Source organism: Roseovarius nanhaiticus (assembly GCF_900156535.1).
Lineage (GTDB): Bacteria > Pseudomonadota > Alphaproteobacteria > Rhodobacterales > Rhodobacteraceae > Roseovarius > Roseovarius nanhaiticus.
Genome location: NZ_FTNV01000001.1, coordinates 1,345,622 through 1,367,708, shown reverse-complemented (window position 1 = coordinate 1,367,708; position 22,087 = coordinate 1,345,622). Strand labels below are relative to the sequence as shown.

At 63.1% G+C, this 22,087-nt stretch carries 20 protein-coding genes; 12 read left to right on the top strand and 8 right to left on the bottom strand.

The annotated features are described in order from the left end of the window. Positions 1 to 116: 116 nt before the first annotated feature. Together BW975_RS06550 and BW975_RS06545 are read right to left on the bottom strand one after the other, a co-directional pair. Entirely contained in the window at positions 117 to 1,571 is a 1,455-nt protein-coding gene (locus BW975_RS06550) for a catalase (RefSeq protein WP_076532037.1), read from the bottom strand. 93 nt (positions 1,572 to 1,664) lie between these two features. Beyond that, the gene (locus BW975_RS06545; RefSeq protein WP_076532035.1) at positions 1,665 to 2,570 is read right to left on the bottom strand and encodes a LysR family transcriptional regulator; all 906 of its coding nucleotides are present in this window, start codon (positions 2,568 to 2,570) and stop codon (positions 1,665 to 1,667) included. A gap of 107 nt (positions 2,571 to 2,677) precedes the next feature. Here BW975_RS06545 and BW975_RS06540 point away from each other — a divergent pair, with 107 nt between their 5' ends. From BW975_RS06540 to BW975_RS06525, 4 genes are all read left to right on the top strand, one after another. Next, a complete protein-coding gene (locus tag BW975_RS06540; protein ID WP_076532033.1) occupies positions 2,678 to 3,109 on the top strand; it encodes a DoxX family protein in 432 nt (143 codons plus the stop codon). A 102-nt stretch (positions 3,110 to 3,211) separates the two neighbouring features. Next, positions 3,212 to 3,772 (top strand): NADPH-dependent FMN reductase, encoded by a 561-nt coding sequence (locus BW975_RS06535; RefSeq protein ID WP_170846537.1) that lies wholly within the window; start codon positions 3,212 to 3,214, stop codon positions 3,770 to 3,772. Positions 3,773 to 3,920: 148 nt separating this feature from the next. Beyond that, entirely contained in the window at positions 3,921 to 4,547 is a 627-nt protein-coding gene (locus tag BW975_RS06530) for a glutathione S-transferase family protein (RefSeq protein WP_076532029.1), read from the top strand. Continuing rightward, positions 4,544 to 5,506 (top strand): DUF5996 family protein, encoded by a 963-nt coding sequence (locus BW975_RS06525; protein ID WP_076532027.1) that lies wholly within the window; start codon positions 4,544 to 4,546, stop codon positions 5,504 to 5,506. Before BW975_RS06530 ends, BW975_RS06525 begins: the two co-directional genes overlap by 4 nt. A 9-nt stretch (positions 5,507 to 5,515) precedes the next feature. On the opposite strand, the gene BW975_RS06520 is transcribed toward BW975_RS06525, so the two are convergent. Continuing rightward, positions 5,516 to 6,415, bottom strand: coding sequence for a LysR family transcriptional regulator (locus BW975_RS06520; RefSeq protein ID WP_076532026.1), 900 nt, complete (start codon positions 6,413 to 6,415; stop codon positions 5,516 to 5,518). Positions 6,416 to 6,530: 115 nt separating this feature from the next. On the opposite strand from BW975_RS06520, the gene BW975_RS06515 reads away from it, so the two are divergent. From BW975_RS06515 to BW975_RS06480, 8 genes are all read left to right on the top strand, one after another. Further along, positions 6,531 to 7,463, top strand: a complete 933-nt coding sequence (locus BW975_RS06515; RefSeq protein WP_076532024.1) for a ring-cleaving dioxygenase — start codon at positions 6,531 to 6,533, stop codon at positions 7,461 to 7,463. Between the two features lie 35 nt (positions 7,464 to 7,498). Beyond that, on the top strand, positions 7,499 to 8,089 hold the full coding sequence (gene wrbA, locus BW975_RS06510; protein ID WP_076532022.1) for an NAD(P)H:quinone oxidoreductase: 591 nt from the start codon (positions 7,499 to 7,501) through the stop codon (positions 8,087 to 8,089). A gap of 159 nt (positions 8,090 to 8,248) precedes the next feature. Then, positions 8,249 to 9,040: an isochorismatase family protein gene (locus BW975_RS06505; protein ID WP_212634877.1), complete on the top strand. Its 792-nt coding sequence runs from the start codon at positions 8,249 to 8,251 to the stop codon at positions 9,038 to 9,040. Positions 9,041 to 9,176: 136 nt separating this feature from the next. Then, positions 9,177 to 9,938, top strand: a complete 762-nt coding sequence (locus tag BW975_RS06500; RefSeq protein WP_212634878.1) for an alpha/beta hydrolase — start codon at positions 9,177 to 9,179, stop codon at positions 9,936 to 9,938. 9 nt (positions 9,939 to 9,947) lie between these two features. After that, a complete protein-coding gene (locus BW975_RS06495; protein WP_076532020.1) occupies positions 9,948 to 10,241 on the top strand; it encodes a GNAT family N-acetyltransferase in 294 nt (97 codons plus the stop codon). Between the two features lie 39 nt (positions 10,242 to 10,280). Next, positions 10,281 to 11,258 carry a pirin family protein gene (locus tag BW975_RS06490; protein WP_076532018.1) on the top strand — a complete coding sequence of 326 codons (978 nt, stop codon included), beginning with the start codon at positions 10,281 to 10,283 and terminating at the stop codon, positions 11,256 to 11,258. Then, positions 11,255 to 13,156 (top strand): monovalent cation:proton antiporter-2 (CPA2) family protein, encoded by a 1,902-nt coding sequence (locus tag BW975_RS06485; RefSeq protein ID WP_083686996.1) that lies wholly within the window; start codon positions 11,255 to 11,257, stop codon positions 13,154 to 13,156. Before BW975_RS06490 ends, BW975_RS06485 begins: the two co-directional genes overlap by 4 nt. A gap of 171 nt (positions 13,157 to 13,327) precedes the next feature. Then, positions 13,328 to 13,765, top strand: coding sequence for a hypothetical protein (locus tag BW975_RS06480; protein ID WP_244512491.1), 438 nt, complete (start codon positions 13,328 to 13,330; stop codon positions 13,763 to 13,765). A 205-nt stretch (positions 13,766 to 13,970) separates the two neighbouring features. Here BW975_RS06480 and BW975_RS06475 read toward each other — a convergent pair whose 3' ends face one another. From BW975_RS06475 to BW975_RS06455, 5 genes are all read right to left on the bottom strand, one after another. Then, entirely contained in the window at positions 13,971 to 14,633 is a 663-nt protein-coding gene (locus BW975_RS06475; RefSeq protein ID WP_212634879.1) for a c-type cytochrome, read from the bottom strand. Next, positions 14,620 to 15,996, bottom strand: a complete 1,377-nt coding sequence (gene soxC / locus BW975_RS06470; protein WP_244512492.1) for a sulfite dehydrogenase — start codon at positions 15,994 to 15,996, stop codon at positions 14,620 to 14,622. The genes BW975_RS06475 and soxC overlap by 14 nt, the downstream gene beginning before the upstream one ends. Positions 15,997 to 16,468: 472 nt before the next feature. Beyond that, on the bottom strand, positions 16,469 to 18,331 hold the full coding sequence (locus BW975_RS06465; RefSeq protein WP_083686995.1) for a Mur ligase family protein: 1,863 nt from the start codon (positions 18,329 to 18,331) through the stop codon (positions 16,469 to 16,471). Continuing rightward, entirely contained in the window at positions 18,222 to 21,023 is a 2,802-nt protein-coding gene (gene cphA / locus BW975_RS06460; protein ID WP_076532014.1) for a cyanophycin synthetase, read from the bottom strand. The genes BW975_RS06465 and cphA overlap by 110 nt, the downstream gene beginning before the upstream one ends. A 46-nt stretch (positions 21,024 to 21,069) precedes the next feature. After that, positions 21,070 to 21,933 carry a cyanophycinase gene (locus tag BW975_RS06455; protein WP_076532012.1) on the bottom strand — a complete coding sequence of 288 codons (864 nt, stop codon included), beginning with the start codon at positions 21,931 to 21,933 and terminating at the stop codon, positions 21,070 to 21,072. Between the last annotated feature and the right edge of the window lie 154 nt (positions 21,934 to 22,087).

Genomic DNA, 22,087 nt, shown 5'->3' with positions numbered 1-22,087 from the left:
CATCTCCGAAGGCAGGGCCATGATCGGCACCGCACCACTGGCGAACCGCGCAGGGACCAGACCCTGCGGGCTCGGTCCCGCGTGGCCTTGCCGTTCAAGGCCGGGCCGAGGGCGCATCAGCCGCCTCGCACGCCCTTTTCGACCCGCTCGCCGATGCCCTGATCCACGTTCCGCCAGTATTCAAAGGCGCGCTCCAGCACCTGTTCGGACACGCCCGCACTCAGATGGCCGACGATATTGCCGACCAGCCGGTCCCGGGCGGCGTCATCCATGACGTCGCGCACCAGCGTGCCGGCCTGCCCCCAATCATCGTCATCCTCGCGCAGCGTGTAAGCCTGCCGCACCATGTCGCCCTCGGCATACCACTGCCCCGCATCGTCGGTCAGCGATGGATCGGCCGCAGGCCCGCCATAGGAGTTGGGCGCATAGACCGGGTCGGACACATTCTCGGTCCGCATCGCGCCATCCTTGGAATAGCTGTGGACGGGCGATTGCGGCTTGTTGACCGGGATCTGCCGGTAATTGGCGCCCAGCCGCGCGCGGTGCGCGTCGGAATAAGAAAAGCCGCGCGCCAACAGCATCTTGTCCGGGCTGAGGCCGATGCCGCGCACCAGGTTGTTCGGCTCGAAAGCCGCCTGCTCGATCTCGGTGTGGAAATCGGTCGGGTTGCGGGTCAGCGTCAGCTTGCCGACCTCGATCAGCGGATAATCCGAATGCGGCCACACCTTAGTCAGATCGAAGGGGTTGTAGCGATAGGTCTTGGCCTCTTCGAAGGGCATGATCTGCATCTTTAGCGTCCAGCTGGGATGGTCGCCGTCGCGGATCGAATTGAAGAGGTCGCGGCGATGATGGTCGGCGTCCGTACCTGCCTTTTCGACGGCCTCGTCCTGCGTGAGAAAGTCGATGCCTTGATCGGTCTTGAAGTGGTATTTGACCCAGAACTTCTCGCCATCCGCGTTGACCCACATATAGGTGTGGCTGGAATAGCCGTTCATGTGGCGCCACGTCTTGGGAATGCCGCGATCACCCATCAGCCAAGTGACCTGATGCGCGGATTCGGGCGAGAGGGTCCAGAAATCCCACTGCATGTCATGGTCGCGCAGCCCGTTATCGGCGCGGCGTTTCTGCGAGCGGATGAAGTGCTGGAATTTCATCGGATCGCGCATGAAAAAGACCGGCGTGTTGTTGCCGACCATGTCGTAGTTGCCTTCGCTGGTATAGAATTTCAGCGAAAAGCCGCGCGGGTCGCGCCAGGTATCGGGGCTGCCCCGCTCGCCCGCGACGGTTGAGAACCGCGCCAGCACATCCGTCCGGGCGCCCGGTTGCAGGAAGGCCGCGCTGGTGTATTTGCTGACGTCATGCGTCACTTCGAAATGGCCGAAGGCACCGCTGCCTTTGGCGTGCGGCTGACGCTCGGGGATGCGCTCGCGGTTGAATTGAGCCATCTGTTCAAGCAGGTAGTGATCATGCAGGACGATCGGGCCGTCGCGGCCAACCGTCAAGGAATGCTCGTCACTCGCAACAGGGATACCCGCGTCGGTTGTTGTCGGTTTCTTGCTGTGATCGGTCATGCTGAGCGCTCCTTGTGACGTTTAACCAAGCCAACGCGCCAGAGACCCTTTGGGTTCTATACCGGATAGAAAGGCACCCGCGCGACATCCGGATCACCGCTCCCAGGGCAGATCCCTGCAGGTCGCGACCAGATGCTCGACCAGCAGGCGCAGCCGGGTGGACTGGAAACGGCTGGGGGGAAAGACCGCGAAGATGTCGCGCTGCGGCGCCGTCGCGTAACCCGTCAGGATCGGCCTCAAAGCGCCGGTTTCGAGATGGTCCGCCACGTAGAATACCGGAAGGATCACGATGCCCACCCCGCGCAATGCCGCGCTGCACAGCATGTCGCCCGAATCGGTCCGAAAGCCCGCGCGCAGGCTGATCTGCCCGGCCCTGCCCGCCGCATCGATGTAACGCCATTCATGCAGCGCGCTATTGCCGGTGAAGGCCAGGACGTTGTGATCCGCCAGATCTTCGGGCCGGTCCGGTGTGCCATGCCGGGCCAGATAGTCCGCACTCGCGCATAGAACGAAAGGACAGCCCGCCATGCGCCGCGCGATCAGGGACGTATCGGCCAGCGCGCCGATGCGCACGGCCAGATCGACGCCCTCGCCAGCCAGATCGACGAACCGCTCGTTCAGGCTCACGTCCAGCTCGACCTCGGGATAGCGCGCGGCGAAGTCGGCGATGGGCGCGGAGAGATACTTGATCCCGAAACTCTGCGGCAGGCTGACCCGCAGCGGCCCCTTGGGGCGCGATTTCAGTTCCAGCGCCAGCTCCTCGGCCTCGCGCAGATCCTGCAGCGCACGCGCCGCCCTGTCGTAGTATAGCGCGCCCTCCTCGGTCACGGTCACGCTGCGCGTCGTCCGGTTCAGAAGCTTGACCTTCAGATCCTGCTCGAGGTTCTGAACCTGCTTGGACACGGCCGAGCTGGTGATCCCCAGCGCCCGCGCCGCCCCGGCAAAACCGCCCGCCTCGACCACGGCGACAAAGACCCCAACGCGCGAGATATGATCCATGCGATTATCAACCTTATGGAATGAATGAACTGCCAAAGCCCTATATTATCAAACATGACTTGTCATGCGATATGGGTGCCAGAGCAAACACAATCGGAGGAAAGACAATGACACATCCCACAAACCTGGCCTATGGCGCCACCGTCACCCGCATCTCCCTGGGCAGCGTCCTGCTGGCCCACGGGTTTCTCAAGCTGCTGGTCTTTACCGTGCCCGGCACGGTCGCCTATTTCGGCAGCCTCGGCCTGCCGGCCATCGCGGCCTACCTGACCATCTTTGCCGAATTGGCCGGCGGCACCGCCATCATTCTCGGCCTCTACACCCGCCTCGCCGCGCTTCTGTCGATCCCGCTGCTGCTGGGCGCGGTCTGGGCGCATGTCGGCAATGGCTGGGTCTTCAACGCCGAAGGCGGCGGCTGGGAATTCCCGCTGCTTCTGGTGGCGCTGGCCGTGGCCGTCGCCATCCAGGGCGGAGGCGCCTTTGCCCTGCGCCGCCTGCCGGTGATCGACGGCTTTGTTCCAGAGGCGCTCAAGGCCTGATACGCTGCCCATGCCGCCCGCGCCCTTTGAGTGCGGGCGGCACGCTTACTGATGCGCCGAGCCGCCAGGGCCGCGCACATGATACCGGAAGGAACGTTCAAGATGACACGCATACTGGGAATTTCCGGCAGCTTGCGCGCGGCCTCGTTCAACACCGCGCTCTTGCGGACCGCGCAGGGCCTCATGCCGGAGGGTGCCACCCTGGAAGAGGGCAGCATTCGCGGCATCCCGCTCTATGATGCGGACGAAGAGGAAGCAAAGGGCATCCCCCCGGCGGTCGAGCGCCTGAAAGAGCAGATGGCAGCTGCCGATGGCCTGCTGCTCTTCACGCCGGAATACAACAACTCGATCCCCGGCGTGTTCAAGAACGCGATCGACTGGACCAGCCGCCCCGCCAGCGACATCTCCCGCATCTTTGGGGGCAAACGGGTGGCCGTGCTGGGCGCCTCGCCCGGCGGGTTCGGCACGATCCTGGCGCAGGATGCCTGGCTGAGCGTGCTGCGCACCCTCGGCACGCGGCCCTGGTATGAGGGCCGGTTGTTGGTCGCGCGGGCGGGCGGTGTCTTTGACGAGGGCGGGCAAATGACGGACGACGCCATGCGCGACCGGCTGAAGGTCTTTCTCGCCGGTTTCACCGCCGTCGCCGCCACGCGGGACACCTAAAGCCACTGGAACCTTTGGCCCAGCGGGCCGTTTCCCAACCTCGCAGCGCGACTGCATCGAATTTCACGCCGGATACGCCCTTGGGGAATCCGGCCATCTTCGCGCCTCAAACGGCCGCGAACGATACCCGAATAACAGGCGAAATCCCATGCCGACACTCTACACGATGCCCGGAACCTGCTCGCTCTCGCCCAATATCGCGGTAGCGTGGCTGTATGCGCCGGTCGAGGTCAGGACGATGGCCTATGGCGATCACAAGAAGGCCGACTACCTCGCGATCAACCCCAAGGGCAAGGTGCCGAGCGTCCAGTTCGAGGATGGCGATGTGCTGACCGAGGCGTCCGCGATCCTTGAATGGCTGGGCGCCGCGCATGGCAAGGGCAGCTATGGCCGCGATACCGAGATCGGCCGCAAGGAGGCCGAGGGGCTGTCCTACATGACGTCGGAGGTGCACGCGGCCTATGGCGGCCATTTCGGCCCGCAGAACCTTGCCGAAAGCCAGGACGCGGTCGAGGAGGTCAAGCGCAAGACCTACGAAACTCTGGGCAATCATTACAAGCGCCTCAACGAGGTGCTGAACGCGAATGGCCGCGAATGGTATCTGGGCAAGCGCACCTTCGCGGATACGTTCCTTTACGTGCTGGAGCGCTGGATCGAGCAGACGCCGCTCTCCATCGACGACTATCCCGCGCTCAAGGATCACCGCGCCCGGATGGAGGCCGACACGGGCGTTCAGACCGCGCTGGAACGTCAGAACATGGAGCCGATCGGGTGATTGTTTCCGCCGAGGATAAACACTGGCCGCCCCTGCCCTGGTCCGACTGGGCAGAGACCTGCGCCGCCCTCCACCTTTGGACGCAGATGTTGGGTAAATACCGCGTGGCGCATACGCCTTGGGTCAACCACGCGTGGCATTCGGCGCTCTACGTCACCCCACGCGGGATGACGACCGGACCGGTGCACGAGCGTGGCGGCTGCGTCAGTCTCACGCTCGATTTCGTCGATCACTTGATGATCGCCGAGGCCGATGGCGGCGCGCGCGAGAGTTTCTCGCTTGAGCCGATGAGCGTTGCGGAGTTCTTCGCTCGCATCACCCGCGCCGTCGAGGCGGTTGGCGGCACGTTTCATATCCACGGCGCCCCCAACGAGATCCCGGAGGCAGTGCTCTTCGCCGAGGACACCCGCCCCCGCCCCTACGATGCCGAGGCCGCCGCGCGGTTTCACAAGGCGCTTCTCCATATCGTGCCGGTGTTCGAGCGGTTCCGCACCGGGTTTCTGGGCAAGGTATCGCCCGTGCATTTCTTCTGGGGATCTTTCGATCTGGCGGTGACCCGCTTTTCGGGGCGCGAGGCGCCGCTGCACCCTGCAGGCATTCCCAACATGCCCGACGCGGTCGCGCAGGAGGCCTATAGTCATGAAGTGTCCTCCGCAGGGTTCTGGCCCGGTGGCGGCGGCGTGGATGAGCCCATGTTCTATGCCTATGCCTATCCGACGCCCGAGGGCTTTGCCGATTATCGGGTCGAACCTACGGCTGCACGGTTCGACACTGATCTGGGCGAGTTCCTGCTGCCTTACGCCGATGTCATCGCAAGCGATGACCCCGAGGCGATGCTGATGGCCTTTCTGCAATCGACCTACGCGGCGGCGGCAGACACGGGAAACTGGGACCGCGATGCGCTGGAGTGCGAGATCGGAACGCCCGGCAAACCGCGTGCACTCAAGCGGCCCGATTGATCCTCGATATCAAAGGCTGCACACCGTCTGGACATGCTGCTCGAAGAAGTCGGAGAACGCGGCGACGCGCAGGGGCAGCTGATTGTAGGGCGGATAGTATAGCGTCAGCCAGATCTCGGATATCTCCCACTCGGGCAGCACCTGAACAAGGCGCCCCGCCTCCAGATCACGCGCGACGATGAAGCGCGGCAGAAGGGTGATCCCCTCGCCGTTCAGCGCCAGTTGGGCCAGCAGATCGCCGTTATTGGCGCTCAGCGCGCCCGTCACCTTGTGTTTGACCTGCACCGCGTTTTTGGACAGCTCCCATATCTCTTCCCGCGCATCCGACTGGTAGCTGAGGCAAGAAAATTCCGTCAGTTCTTCGGGGCTCTTGGGTTGGCCGTTGGCCCCGATATACTCAGCCGAGGCGACCAGAACGCGCGGCACCTTGCAGATCTTGCGCCAGATGGTCGAGGTGTCGCTGGGCGGCCCCGACACGCGGATGGCCAGATCGAAATCCTCATCGACTATATCGACGAAACTGTCCGATAGATGCACGGCGACATGGGTCTGCGGGTGCAGCGTGGCGAATTGCGACAACACGGTCGGCAGCACCTCGAGCCCCAGCGACAAGGGCGCGCTGATACGGATGCGCCCGGTCGTCATGCCCTGGGCCTCGCGCGTCTCGGTCACTACCTGGGCCAGCCCCTCGGCCAGCGGCGCCACGCGCGCGGCATACAGCGCGCCGGCGGAGGTCAGCGACACCTGCCGCGTCGTTCGCACCAGAAGTTGCAGATCCAGCTTATCCTCCAGCGCCGCGACGGTCCGCGTGACCGACGCAGGCGTCATGCCCAGACGGCGCGCGGCCCCTGCAAAGCTCTCGAGCTCGGCAACGGTGAGGAAGACGCGGATGGATTCAAGCTCGCCCATGAATCCATCATTACACCAGGTGAAACAGTGAATGCAATATTATGCTCGTTCTCAGCAATTCTCTTAGCCTCTACCTTCAGGCTCAAGCAAGATCACTCAAGCCAAGGAGCCAGCCATGCTCACCCAGATCAAAGGCCTGCACCACGTTACGTCGATGGCGGCGGATGCGCAGGAGAATAACGATTTCTTCACCAAGCTGCTCGGCATGCGCCGGGTCAAGAAAACCGTAAATTTCGACGCGCCCGATGTCTATCACCTCTATTACGGCGACGAGGGCGGCACGCCCGGCTCGGTCATGACCTATTTCCCCTTCCCCCACATCGCCAAGGGCCGCCGCGGCACCGGCGAAGTCTCGGAGACCGCCTTTGCCGTGCCGGTCGGCACGCTGGACTACTGGCGCGAGCGCCTGGCGGCGGCCGGTGTTGAGGGCCTCGAAACAGCTGAGCAGTTCGGCGAGGCGCGCCTGCGCTTTCACGGGCCGGACGGCGACGCCTTTGCGCTGGTCGAGGCGCCGGGCGACACGCGTGCCCCGTTTGGCGATCGCCCGGTGCCCGCAGACGAGGGCATTCGCGGCTTTCGCGGCGTGACCATGCGGCTGCGCGAGGCGGATGCGACGGCGCAGCTGCTGACCTTCATGGGCTACCGCGAGATCGCCCGCGAGGGCGCGCTGATCCGCATGGCATTGGAGGACGGCAACGGCGCCGATGTCATCGACCTCGAGGCGCTGCCGGACGAAGGCCGCGCCCGCGAAGGCGCCGGATCGGTCCATCACGTGGCCTTTGCCGTCGAGAACCGCGAGGCGCAGGCCGAGGTGCGCCGCGCCCTGACCGAGGCGGGCGCGCATGTCACGCCGGTCATCGACCGCGATTACTTCTGGGCGATCTATTTCCGCACCCCCGGCGGGGTGCTGTTCGAGATCGCCACGAACGAGCCCGGCTTCGACCGGGACGAAGACCCCGCCCATCTGGGCGAGGCGCTGAAGCTGCCGGACCAGCACGCGCATCTGCGCGCCCGGCTGGAACGTGCACTGCCCGAACTTGTGGACTGATCCGCAACCAATCACACCGAAGAAGGAGACCTGAAATGTCCGTCAAACTCGCAATCCTTTACTATTCCACCTACGGCACCAACCACCAGATGGCCGAGATCGCCGCCGAGGCCGCCCGCGAAGCAGGCGCCGAGGTCCGCGTGCTGAAGGCGCCCGAGACCGCGCCGCAATCCGTCGTCGAGGGCCAGGACGCCTGGAAGGCACAGGCAGAAAAGACCGCAGATGTCCCCGAGGCCACGGTGGCCGACATGGAGTGGGCCAACGCCTATCTCATCTCGGCGCCGACCCGCTTTGGCGTGATCGCCAGCCAGATGCGCGCCTTCATCGACACTCTGGGCGGCATCTGGGCCAAGGGCGGCCTCGCGAACAAGCCGGTCACGGCCATGACTTCCGCCCAGAACGTGCATGGCGGGCAGGAAACGACACTGCAATCGCTCTACACCACTGTGATGCATTGGGGCGGTTTCGTCGTGGCGCCGGGCTATACCGACGAGGTGATCTTCAAGACCGGCGGCAACCCCTATGGCTACAGCCACACCGCGGGCGAAGACTTCTCGGACGAGGCCCGCGCGGCGATCGCCCACCAGGCCCGCCGCCTTGTCGAGGTTGCGGCCAAGCTGGCGTAAACACTCGCTCACCTCGCTGATTGCCCTGCCTGCGCCACGCTTGGGCAGGGCCACCTATCCTGCCGGGCCATTGATGCGCGCGGCAGGCCAGCCCCTCTGCGTCCGATCATCATGCAATAGGCGCAGGGGCGATTTTCACCCACCACGCAGGAGATTGCCATGAAGACCCTCAAGAGAACCTTTCTTGCCCTCACCACTGGCGCCGCGATGCTGATGCAGCCCGCCGCCTTCATCACCGCGGCCCATGCACAGCAGGCCAGCGGGACGCTGCATCTCGACGGTCTTTCCAAGACGCCGTCCGAGGCCGCGAATGCCGCGCTCTACGATCCGAACGATGCCGTTCTGCTGTTGCTCGACCATCAGACGGGCCTCTTCCAGACCGTCAACGATATCGAGATCGACGCGCTGCGCCGCAACACCATGGCGCTGGCCCGGATCGCCCAGCAGGCGGATATTCCGATCATCTACACAGCCTCCGAGCCCAATGGCTCGAACGGGCCGCTGATGGCCGAACTCGAAGAGTTGCTGGAGGCCGATGAGGATGCGCAATACATCGCGCGCCAGGGCGAGGTCAGCTCGTGGGACAACGCCGATTTCGTCGAGGCGGTCGAGGCCACGGGCCGCAAGACGCTGGTCATCGCCGGTGTCTGGACCAGTGTTTGCGTCGCCTTCCCTGCGCTGCAGGCCAATGCCGAAGGCTATGAGGTGGTCGTGGTGATGGACGCCTCAGGCGACGTGAGCAAGCTGGCCTCGGACGCCGCCATGACCCGCATGGCTGCAGTTGGTATCGCGCCCGTCACAACCAACACTATCCTCAGCGAGACGCACCGCACCTGGAACCGCCCCGACGCGGCCAACTGGGGCGCGCTCTACGGCGAGGTCTCGCCCGGCTATCACGCCGTCAGCGAAAGCTTCATCCGCGCGCAGGATGCCGTAAAATCGGCCGACTGAACGGCGATTTCTTCGCCGATCCATGACCATTCATGTGGCCGCGGCGCATCGCGGCCACATCTTACCTCACATCGGAGGACGACATGCCCATATCCTTGAATTCCGCGCTGCTTGGTATCGCTCAGCCGGACCAGCAGTGTTCAAGCCTGAACAGATGCGCATCGCACCTGCCGCTGATCCGGGTGGTGTCATGACCGCCGGGGCAGAGCTGCGCAGCGGCGGCACCGGGCCGCATGCGAACCAGCGGATCGCCGTGGCCGGTGCGCCGCTTGACGCCGCCAGGCTGGCCGTCGTCATGGTGCATGGTCGGGGCGGTGCACCCGAGGACATGATTGGACTGGCAGACCATCTGGCCTTGCCCGATGTCGCGGTTCTCGCGCCTGCGGCGGCGGATCGTTCCTGGTGGCCGGAGTCGTTCCTGGCCCCGCTCGGCGCGAATGAGCCGGGCCTAAGCAGTGGCCTCAGCGTGGTCGAAGCGCTCCTTGCGGATCTTGAGGCCAAGGGGTTCGGCCCCGAGCGCATTGCGCTTGTCGGCTTCAGCCAGGGCGCGTGTCTGGCGCTCGAGGCCGCCGCGCGCCTTGCCCGTCCGTTCCGCGCGGTTGCCGCCCTGTCGGGCGGTCTGCTGGGCACCGGCGAGGCGGGCGGCGCGCCTCAGGACGCGCTTTACGGACGCCCGGAAAAGGCGTTCGAGTATGAGGGGCGCTTGGACGGGGTGCCCATCCTGATCGGCTGCCATGAGCAGGATCCGCATATCCCGCTTGCCAGGGTGCGCCAGAGCGCGGCAGTCTTGCAGGAGATGGGTGCGGCACTCGAGACGCTCATAATTCCGGGCGCCGGTCATGGCATCATCGCCGATGAGGCGGCGTGGCTGCGCAAGACGCTGAACCAGAAATCATAGGAGGCAGGCATGAGTGACGAGATCGAGATCACCCGCAAAGAGACCGAAACCAAGGGGCGCTACATTGCAATCGTGGACGGCCATGAGGCCGAGATGACCTACTCGCGCGCCGGCGCCTCACTGATCATCATCGACCATACCGGCGTGCCGGACGCGCTGCGCGGGCGCGGCGTGGGTCAGGCGCTGGTGCGCCGCAGCGTCGAGGATGCCCGCACTGAGGGGCGCAAGATCGTGCCGCTATGCCCCTACGCCAAGGCGCAGATCCAGCGCCATCCCGAATGGCAGGACGTCCTGCAGGGCTGATTTTCGCAACCGTTTGAACCACCAATAAGGAACGACATCATGAGCTGGAGCCCTTGCCCCGATCCCGTCCTGGGAAATGCCGAGACGGTCGACGCCGTCGAAACCCTGATCGTGCCCCGCGCGGTCGATCTGGGCGAGATGGAAGTGCGCCGCGCCTTGCCGTCGATCAAGCGGCAGATGGTCGGCCCCTTCATCTTCTTTGACCAGATGGGTCCGGCGGAATTCCTGACGAACGAGGGGATCGATGTGCGCCCCCATCCGCATATCAACCTCGCCACGCTGACCTACCTTTTCGAGGGGCAGATTCACCACCGCGACAGCCTCGGCACCGATATGGCGATCGAGCCGGGGGCGGTGAACTGGATGAAGGCCGGGAAGGGCATCGTCCATTCCGAGCGCACCGCGCCCGAGCGTCTGGCCACCGGCCAGAAGCTCTTTGGCATCCAAACCTGGATGGCCCTGCCGGAAAACGAGGAGGAATCCGATCCGGCCTTTATGCATCATGGCAAGACGGACCTGCCCGTGGTCGAGGCCGAGGGGCTGAAGGCGCGGCTGATCGCCGGATCAGCCTTCGGCGCGACATCGCCGCTCCGGACCGCGTCCGATACGCTTTATGGCGACGTCACGCTGGCCCCCGGCGCCCGCGCGCCGATCGCCGCCAATACCGAAGAGCGCGCGATCTACACCATCCACGGCAAGATCGACGTTGCGGGCGATACGTTCGAGCCCGGCCAGCTTTTGATCCTGCGCCCCGGCGACGAGATCACCGTCAAGGCACTGGAGGACGGCACGGGCGATCACGCACGCTTCATGCTGTTCGGCGGCGCGCCGATGGAAGGGCCGCGCTACATCTGGTGGAATTTCGTCTCCTCACGCCCCGAGCGCATCGAGCAGGCCAAGGAAGAATGGCGGCGCGGCCGGTTCGAAACCGTGCCCGGTGACGAAAAGGATTTCATCCCCCTGCCCGAAGACAAGACCAAGCCACGCCGCGCCGTCGGCGGTGTGCATTACCCGTGACCCTGCACGCCGCCCTGCCGGTCGCCGCCCTTGCGGTGGCGGCCGCGACCCCCGCCCTTGCCGCTGACCCCGCCGGGGGACAGGCCATCTTCGGCCTCGTCGGCATGGAGCTGGCCTTTCTCGAAGCGCTCATCCTGATCGCGCTGGCCTGCCTCTGCGTGCCGCTGTCGCGCGCGCTGGGGCTGGGCACGGTGATCGGCTATCTTGCCGCGGGGATCGTCGCCGGGATCGGCCTGCCGGTCTCCTTCGCCCGCCAGCCGGGCGAGCTTTTGCATTTTGCCGAGTTCGGTGTTGTGCTGTTCCTCTTCGTCATCGGGCTCGAGTTCCGCCCGGCCCGACTGTGGGAGATGCGCGGAACCATCTTCGGACGCGGTCTGTCGCAGGTGATGGCCTGCGCGGTGCTGCTGACGCTCGCGGCACTGCTCTATGGCCTCGACTGGCGCGCCGCGCTGATCGTGGGTCTTGGCCTCGCGCTGTCCTCGACCGCGCTGGTCATGCGCGGGATCGACGAGAGCGGCGAGCGCAATTCGCGTTTCGGGCAGACCGCCATCGCGGTGCTGCTCTTCGAGGATCTGGCCATCGTGCCCTTCCTGCTGCTGGTCACGCTGCTGGCGCCCACGGGGGGGGAGGCGACGCTTGCGGACAACGCATGGGCGGTGGCTATCGGCATCGCTGCCATCGCGGTGTTGGTTATCGTCGGGCGCTATGCGCTCGACCCGATGTTCCGCATCATCGCGCGCACCCGCACGCCCGAATTGATGACCGCCGCGGCCCTCGGCGTGGTGGTCTTTGCCGCGCTCATCATGGCGGCGGCGGGGCTGTCCTACGCGATGGGCGCGTTCATCGCCGGGGTGATGCTGGCCGAATCCTCTTACCGGCACGAGATCGAAGCGGATATCGAGCCGTTCCGCGGCCTCTTCATGGGTCTCTTTTTCGTTGCCGTCGGCCTCTCGCTCGATCAGGGCGCGGTGGCCGAGAACTGGCTGGTGATCCTGCTGGCGGTGCCCGTGACGGTCGCGCTGAAGGGGTTGGGCGCCTATACCGTCAACCGCGCCTTCGGCACGCCCCATCCCATTGCCCTGCGCATCGCCTTTGCCATGGGCCAGCATGGCGAGTTCGGCTTTGTCCTTTTCTCCGCCGCCAGCTCCGCGCTGATCCTGCCGGGTGATGTGGCCTCGATCGCGGTGGCCATCGTCACGCTGTCGATGGCGGTCTCCTCGCAGTCCGAACGCGCCTACCGGCTGGTGATGGGACCCGGCGAGCCGGAGACGATTGACGAGGATTATTCCGATGCAGGCGGGTCCGTGCTTATCATCGGCTTCGGCCGCGTCGGCCAGCTTGTCGCGCAGCCGCTGATTGCCGAAGGCATAGCCGTCACGCTTCTGGATCACGACGCCGATCGGATCCGCGAAGCCAAACGCTTTGGCGCGCGGGTGCATTTCGGTGACGGCACGCGGCCCGAGGTGCTGGACGCCGCAGGCGCGGCCGGCGCGCGTGTCATCGTTATCGCCACCGATGATCCGGACGCGACACTGCGCATCACGCGCATCGTGCGCGACCGGTTTTCAAACGCATCCCTCATGGTGCGGGCGCATGATCGCATCCACGCGGTTCGGCTCGCCGGAGAAGGCCTGCCAGCAACGGCGATCATGCGGGAGACCCTGCTTTCGGCTCTGGCTTTGGGTGAGGCGACGCTGCATAAACTCGGCTACTCCATGGACGATGCGCAAGAGGTCGTCTCACGCGTGAGAGAGACCGACGGCGCCCGCTTGGCCGAGCAAATAGCAGCCGGTCGCAATGCGGTTGCGCGCGATGACATTGTCACCGCCATCGCGCCTGAGCCCCTTGGCGCCGCATCTGATGACGCCGACACCGCGCGCAGGCGGCCGAACCCGTGAGAGCGGCGCAGGCAGATTGGCATATGGAAACATCGCCGCATTTCTCAGAAGTCCTGTCGCCACCAGTCGGGACAGGCGCATCGAGCACTCGAAATCGGAACCGATATTCTTTCAGAGGTTCCGCTGCCTGGGAGGCACGCCGAAAATAATGCAAAAGGGGGGAGTGATAAATTGCGATCTGAAGGTTCAATTGCGAACAATGACCCGTCAAACTCCAGCGTGTTGGCACCACGGGTCCGGAGGTATCTCCGCCAAATTGCCGGCCAAGCGAGTCCCATCACCTATCAGGCTCTCGCCAAGGCGCTGGACCTCTCGCCGCCGAATACGATCCATCAACTCACAGTCGCTTTGGAATGCCTGATTGAGGAGGACGCGGCCGCCGCCCGGCCGTTGATCGCAGCGCTCGTGGTCAGCAAGACAAGGCATGGATTGCCCGCGCCCGGCTTTTTCGACTGCGCACGTCGCGTCGGGCGGCTCGATGGCGACCCCTCCGGATCGGAAGACGCAGCCTTCTACGCGGCAGAATTCAAGAAGGTGGTCGCATTCTGGCGTGAGGACGCCGAGGACGCGGAGAGGGATCCTACAAATCAGTCGCCATCTGCAAGTTGAGTTGGATGTGTTATCGGACCAATAGGCGGCCCCGGCGGCGCGTTCCTTTTGGTCCGATGTGACGTTGCGAGCGGGTCCCCGTGGGCGCCTCTTTGAATTCCTTTGAAGCTTAGCTGGCCGCATCCTTTTGCGACGCCGCCCCGTCGGACGAGCGGCGTCACGTTTTTTCCACCTCAGAACAGCGTATGAGCAGGCGTGTCGCTATTTACTGACTAACATCGGGTCGCGGATCCGAAACGAAGCCGTCTGCATTGGGCATTTCGACCTCGGCCATGGCTTCTGCGTCCATCACGCTATCGGGCTCGGTGCTCGTGATCCCGGCCTTGCCCAGCACATAGGCGCTGATGGCATAGACCTCGTCCGCGCTGAGAGAGCCGGGTTCGGTCATTGGCATGGCGCGGTGCGTGTAGTCGAAGAAGGTGCTGGCATAGGGCCAGTAGCTTTCGACCGTTTTCACCGGCGCGTCGGTGGCCAGGGTGTCCCGCCCGCCGATCAGGCGGGGCGCGCCTAGCTCGGCGATGCCCATCATGTCCGATCCATGGCAAGCCGCACAGATCGTCTCGTAGAGCTCCTCGCCCTCGGCATAGGTGCCGCTGCCTTCGGGCAGGCCGCGCCCGTCCGGCATGACGTCGATGTCGATAGCGGCGATCTCCTCCTCGGTGGCGGGCTGGCCGATGCCGTAAGCGTTCTCGGCGGGCGCGATGTCGCCCACCTCCTCGGCGCTTGATTTGGGCACCTCCATCGGCGCGCGCTCGCCGGTTTCCAGCCTCTCAGGCAACTCAGCCGAGGTGCGGGGAACGTCTTGCCCGAAAGCAGGCAGGGCTAGCGCCGAGACGGCGCAGATGAGTGTCAGGTTACGCGTGAACATTGTGCACCTCCCCGTCCGGCGCGATGTGCCAGCTCTGGATTGCGTTCAGATGATAGACGGATTTCAGCCCGCGCACCTCGACAAGTTGCTCGAGGGTCGGCTGAACATAGCCCGTTTCGTCCACGGCACGGCTTTGCAGCACCGCCTCCTCGCCGGTCCAGGTCCAGGGCAGCCGGAAGCGGGTATGGCACTTGTCCAGCACCGGGCTGTCCAGCGTGGCCTCCTGCCATGTCTCGCCGCCATCGGCCGAGACTTCCACTTTGGCGATCTTGCCGCGACCGGACCATGCGATACCCGTCACCTCGTAAAAGCCCGGACGCGGCAGCTTCATCGCGCCCGAGGGGAAGGTGATGACCGACTTCGCCTCCATCTCCAGCGAGAACTGGCGCGCTGTGCCATCCGGCATGAGGTCGGTATATTTCGACGTCTCTTCGCGGGTCATGAAGGGCTTGTCGCTGACTTCGAGGCGGCGCAGCCATTTGATATGGGTGTTGCCCTCGTAGCCCGGAAGCAGCAGACGCAGCGGATAGCCCTGCTCGGGGCGGATCGCCTCACCGTTCTGGGCATAGGCCAGAATCGCGTCGTCCATCGCCTTGTCGATGGGCACAGAGCGGGTCATCACCGCCGCATCCGCACCTTCGGCGAGGATCCATGCGGCGCCATCCTGCACGCCCGCCATTTCCAGCACGGTCGACAGGCGCACGCCGGTCCATTCCGAGGTCGAAGTGAGGCCATGCGTGCCTTGCACCGTCTTGAGCGTCGGCTTGGCCCATTCGGTCAAACCGTTGCCGGAGCATTCGATGAAGTGAAGCTTGCTGACAGACGGAAGCCGTTTCAGATCATCCATGGTAAAGCGCAACGGCTGATCCACCATGCCGTGCAGGATCAGCTCATGCGTCTGAGGGTCGATCGTCGGGATGCCCGCGTGATGCCGCTCGAAATGAAGACCCGACGGCGTGATCATCCCGCGGCCCGAGGCCAGCGGCGTCATCGACCAGCTGGAATCGATGCTGGCGGTGGGATAGCGCCAGCGCACCTCGTTCTCGAACTGCGAGCGCGAGCCATAGCCGCCATCGTCGAGAATGAGCCGCCCCTGCTCCTTGGTCGGATCGGGCTGCACCTCATATTCGATTGCACCCGGAGGTGCTTCGGCACGAGCGCGGCCACCTGCCAAGGCGCTGCCGCCCAAGGCAACACCGCCCATCAGGACACCGCGGCGCGTGAGGCCGTTGAACATGCCCTCTTTGCAGTCGCATTCTTCCTCATCCGCAAGCGCCTGTCGCTCGATCTCGACAAGAGCCTCGGCCATCTGTTTTTCGGCTGGGCCATATAACGATGTGGCGAATTTTTCGGTTTCGGACATTGCGCCCTCCCATACAGTTGCACACGTCGAGTTGACACGCGCAGCAGGGGATGCGGCTCCCTAACAATTCGATCGGCGCGCGGCTGACGTCTTTGCTGTCGACGCAACGATTGTTGAGTCGGCAGCACCACGGTAGCACAAAATGAGCGCGATTTCTTCTTGGTGTCGGGCGTCAGCGCCTATGGTTCACATAGGATGATCTGATAACGAAGTGCTCTTGGTACATCGTCGGCCCGAGGCGTGAGCCGTGAGCCATGAGGCAGGCGCCCAAGCGAGAAGATCACGCCAAAGGCGCTGAGCGATGCCCAAAGCTCTCAGCTGATGCTGGGTGCGGCGAGCGTCTGGAGACAGGCCGCTCTTGATGTTCAATTCAGATCAGGCGTTGGCCCCAGAAAGCTGTCGGGGCCAATGCATGCGGCGCGCTGTTTTTTTGAGCTGGCGCCGGCCAGAGGGTACCGCCACATAGATCAATTTAATTGCCTGCCAGCAATTTGAAGACGCATTCACGATCAGACAGCACGAGCAACAGGACCAGATCACCGGGCTGCGCTTGCTGCAAGATCAGCTCCACCCCTTCGGCAGGAGACCTAACACGTGTGATGTCTTCGGGATCTTTCCCGCAGTCTGATGCGGCTTCCTCGATGAGACGCGGGACCTCTTCAAGTGCTCGGCCGCGCAGGTAGTCCGAGATCTCTGCGACGACGATATGATCTGGCTGAAATCGCAATGCGGCTGCGGTAGCGTCATGGATGTTCTGATCGCTGCGGTCGCCGGGCTGGCTCAGCAGTATGAAACGGCGTTGCGCAGGGACCTGTGCCAGTGCATCGCAGACCGCGGCAATCGCGTCGGGGTTATGCGCATAGTCGACGAAAAGACGCGCGCCATTGAAGTCGAATTGATTAAAGCGGCCGGGATTATCGTTGGTGTCAGAAGAAAAGCCCGCAAGTCCGGACTGGATCGCCTCGGGTGATATATTCAGGGCCGCGCAGGCGCACATGGCAGCCAGAGCGTTGTAGATGTTATGCCGCGCCGCGCCCTCCAGGGTGATGGGCACGTCGCGTATATTGACCGACCATGGCTCGTCGGTGCCATTACAAAAGGTCAGTGCGTCCTGATCAAGGAATGCACAGGGCTGACCGCTGATGCGCGCCTGTTTGATCTGAGGCGACGCCGGATCCAGCGAAAACCACCATATCGGCGAATTCACCCGCGCCGCCGCCTCTACCACGTTGGGATCGTCGGCATTGAGGACGCACACGCCGCCCTCCATGACAGCGCGTGTCACGGCGAATTTGGCCTCCGCCAAATCAGCCAGCGTGGTGACGCCATATTCGCCGAGATGATCTTTCGAGATATTGGTCACAATCGCGACGCTGGCACGGCGCGTCGCCAGACCCCGGCGCAGGATGCCGCCCCGGGCGACTTCCAGAAACGCGATCTCGACCCGTGGATCGCGCAAAAGCATCCTCGCGCCACCCGGACCGGAATAATCACCGCGGTCAAGAATGTCGTCACCTACTTGCACGACATCTGTCGTTGTCAGTCCGGCGATCTTATCTGCCGCACGTGCAATCGCGGCACAGAGACGTGTTGTCGTCGTTTTGCCGTTGGTGCCAGTGATCATCGCCACCGGAATGTCGTGCAAATTTGCCCACTCGACATCCTGCGGGGCCGGCACGTTTTGCACGGACCATGTTTGCGATCCAGCGCCCTGCCCTAGCGAGACATCGTCATCGTCAGACAATATATCAACGCCCCGCGACGTCGCGGCTGTGATCAATGCACAAAGCGCCGGATTGGCCTCTTGTGCCATACAGAGTTTCAAATCGCCAATCAGTGCATCGAATGGCAACGCGGCCAACCCCAGAAGATCGCACGCACATCGATGCCACGCGACCTGCGCCGCCAGGACAGCGGAATGCAATTGATCCATCGGTGCAGAAATCGCCAGATTTATACCGCCCTGAAATCTGCGGCAGATCAGCCTCTCATCCGTCCATCCAACAGCATCCAGAACCTCGCGCGCGCGCCGGTTCCAAAGCTCTGCCAAACGATCAGCGTCAGGGTCAGCCGCAGAGACATCAATCACCGCGCCGGGAAACTCCCAGAGCAAGCCTGGGCCCGTCAAACGGCGGGCGGCTTCGACTTGGATGCGATCGACCTCTGCGGCGTGGCTTGCGAGGAGATGCTCGAGCTGCTCCACCGGATCGAGTTCTTGGCCGCGTTCAGTCACCGTCTTCAACATCGCTCCGCGCCAACCGCACGCCGCGCGCATCGCGCACCAGACTTTGATCGACATCCAGAATATCTTCGAAAGGAACAGGGGGTATTCCATCAACCGATGGCGCGTCGTGTCGCGCCTCTTGTTCCGGGGCGTTGAAGTAGATGATCTGTTTCCAGCAGCGCGAACTGTTGTCACCGAAAATGATGACCAGATCACCCGGTTTGGCCATCTCCAAACCTGCTGCCACCGCGTCTTCCTCATCGGGAATTACCGAAATCTGATCTTCTGGAATGCCGTCTTCGCGGAACAGTGCTTTGAACATCTGCGGAATTTCATCATATCCGCGTTTGCGTCGATCATCATCTGCCTTGCAGATATAGTGATCGAAATGGCCCGACAGAGTCCGGGCCGCGTCGATCACGTCTTGATCTCGGCGGTCGCCTGGGATCGACAGCACGACAATTCGGCGCCCCTTCACGTCCATCCGGTCGGCAAGCCCCGCCATCGCCTTGAGCGCGGCTGGGTTATGGCCGTAGTCGAGGATCACCTTGAACGGATGCTCGTCAAACACGTTCATGCGCCCCGGCGCCTGAAAAAAGCTGGTGTCGAAGGTGCGCAACCCGTGGCGAATATTATCGAGGTCGACGCCGAAACTATACGCCATCGCCGCGGCGAACATGGCGTTCTGGACGTTATGCATCGCCTTGCCTTCAAGCGTGGCGGGGATCAGATGCGACCATAGAACGGGCATGTGCAGACCGTTGTCATAGATCGTCAGCATGTCGCCGCTCATGCCTTGCTCCAGCACGATCGCCTTGCCGCCTGCCTTGATGTGTTCTTTGACCAAGGCATGGGCAGGGTTCATCGTGACGTAGAAAATCGCGCCGACATCCGCGTAATCTGCCATCTTGAGGCAATTTATATCGTCGGCGTTCAGGACTGCCGTGTCGGTGGCGCTTTCGATGACGACACGTTTGACCACGGCCAATTGCTCGACAGTATCGATGCCGCCCAGACCGAGGTGATCGGCAGACACGTTCAGACAGGCCGCAACATTGGATTTTTGGTATCCAAGACCACTGCGCACCAGCCCGCCGCGGGCCGTTTCCATAACCGCGAAATCGACCGTCGGATCACGCAGCACGATCTGCGCTGATTTGGGGCCGGTCATGTCGCCCTTCACGCTCAGCTTGCCATCAACATAGACACCATCGGTCGAGGTCATTCCGACGATGCGGCCACTGGCTTTCATGATATGGCCCAGCATGCGAGAGGTCGTCGTCTTGCCGTTTGTGCCGGTGATGGCCGCGATGGGGATCCGGCTTTCCTGCCCTGCCGGGAAAAGCATGTCGATCACCTTGCCGGCCACGTCCCGCGACTGGCCTTCGGACGGGGCAACGTGCATGCGAAACCCCGGCGCGGCGTTCACTTCGACGATCGCGCCGCCGATATCCTTGTAGGATCTTGTGATGTCGTCGATCAGAAAATCGACCCCGCCGACATCCAGACCTACGGCCATGATTGCACGCTCGGCCATATCGCGGTTGTCGGGGTGAACCAGATCCGTCAGATCAATCGCTGTGCCGCCAGTGGACAGGTTTGCAGTTGCACGCAGGTAAAACACTTCGCCCTCCGGCAACACCGTCTCAGCGGTATGCCCCGCGGCCGCAATCAGGCGTTTCGCCTGATTGTCGATCTCAAGCATGGTCAGCACCTTCTGGTGACCAATCCCGCGCCGGGGATCGAGATTAACGATATCCACAAGTTCGGCGATGCTGTGTTTGCCATCACCGACCACATGACCGGGCACACGTTTGGCCACGGCAACCAGCTTGTCATTTACGACCAGCATCCGGTGGTCGAAGCCGGTAACGAAACTCTCGACCAAAATCGCGGCGCTCTTGGAATGAGCTTCGGCCTCTGCAAAAGCGGCCGCGATTTCTGCGTCTTTCGTAAGGTTGATCGAAACGCCTCGTCCATGGTTGGCATCGAGCGGCTTGATCACAACGGGATAGCCGATCACATGCGCCGCCCGCACAGCCTCGTCGGCGCTGTATACGATGCGCTGCCGGGGCACGGGCAGGCCCAGATCGTTCAAAAGGTTATGCGTGTCTTCCTTGTCGCAGGAAATTTCCACAGCAATGTGCTTGGTCTCGGAAGTGATCGTGGCCTGAATGCGACGCTGGTATTTACCATGGCCGAATTGCACGAGGGAGTTCTCGTTCAAGCGGATCCACGGAATGCCGCGCGCTTGGGCGGCAGCGACCAGCGATCCTGTCGACGGGCCGAATTCCTTGCGTTGGGCATGCAGGACAAAGCTGCGCAACTCGTCTTCCCAGTCGAATGCCGGATCGAACGCAAAGTCGGTTTGCTCCCGCAGAGACGCCGGCAGCAAATGCATCAGCAACCGTATCGCCAACTCGCCCGCCGCCAAGCCTACATCGCGCTGGCGATACGCATAAACCATGTTGTACTGGCCCAAAACGCCAGTGCCGCGCGTCCGGCCAAATGTCACATCCGTCCCCGCGACATTCTGCACCTCAATCGCGCAATGCTCCAGAATGTGGCCCATCCAAGTGCCGTCATCCTCACGCAACCTGCGCAAAAATCCACCCTCGGTCCCGTATGAGCAGCCGTGATCGCCCAAGCCCGGCAGAGCGGCGATCAGACCTTCAACGAAATCCGACCCGATTTTTGCAGAGGGCCAGTCCTCCAGTACTCCCAGATCAATGACGTGCCGTATGACAGGAAAGCTTGCCCAGGTATTCGGGCCGACAAACACATTGGTTGAGAGTATCTTCAATTCGTTACCTCATGGATTAGTTGTTCTCGGCGTCTGGGCTGGCTGGTCAGGTCTCCGCGATCGGTAGAGTGCACAGCGCCGGATGGTCATCCGGCGGATACGCGATCCGTGCCTTCAGATCATAACGACACCCTTCACCCAGTACGTCAAGGCGAAGGCCCAGCAGAGTGAGCGCTTCACCGGGTTTGGCATCCCACATCGAGGAATGGGTCATCTGACTGGCATCGACCAACGTAACCGTGCCGCTGCCAATCACCTCCAAGACGTCGTCCGGCCCGATAAAGGCCGCCGTATCCTCGTCGATGCCCAGCCCGATCAGAAAGGGATTGAACGACGATGCAGTCAGCAGACGCCCGAGCCTATTCCGTTGGGTAAAATGCTGGTCAATGATAACGGCGTTCGTCAGCCCGATGCCGGGCGCCAACGCAACAGCCCCCTCGGCGGGAGCTTCGTTGCCTTGCCCGCCGGCGACCATGTGCTCTGACATGATAGATGCACCCGCAGAGGTGCCGGCAACGGGAACACCGCTCGCGTTTCGCCGCCTGATCTGCGTGACCAAAGGCGTGCCCCCCAAAATGGCGGAGAGCCGAAGTTGGTTTCCACCGGTGATGAAGATACCCGTCGCTTTGTCCAGCAAGCGCGCGAATTCAGGGTTGTCGCAATCCGTCCGCCGCGAGATCGGCATCACCGCGACGTGACCTGCGCCGAGACCAGAAAATATACGGTCGTACTCTTCTCCAGTCGTATCCAGCATCGACGCAGTCGGGATCACGACAATAAATGCATCCGGGCCGCCCGACAATTCGACAAACCGGCGATGAATCTGCATCTCCTTGACCCGATCTTCGCCCCCGCCGATGGGTATGATAAATCCGCGGTTGGTTTTATCTGATGGGGATGCTGGGCACATGATGCTTGTATTTCCTTGAGGGGCTGAAATCGGTGCGTTCTATCCACCTACGCACCCCTCTATCCTACGACTTTTGCCCAATGAACAGCCTACGCAGAAAATGAGTTTGCGACAGCCGTTAAGGAAATGATTGAGACGTGTGGGGCATTTGCCC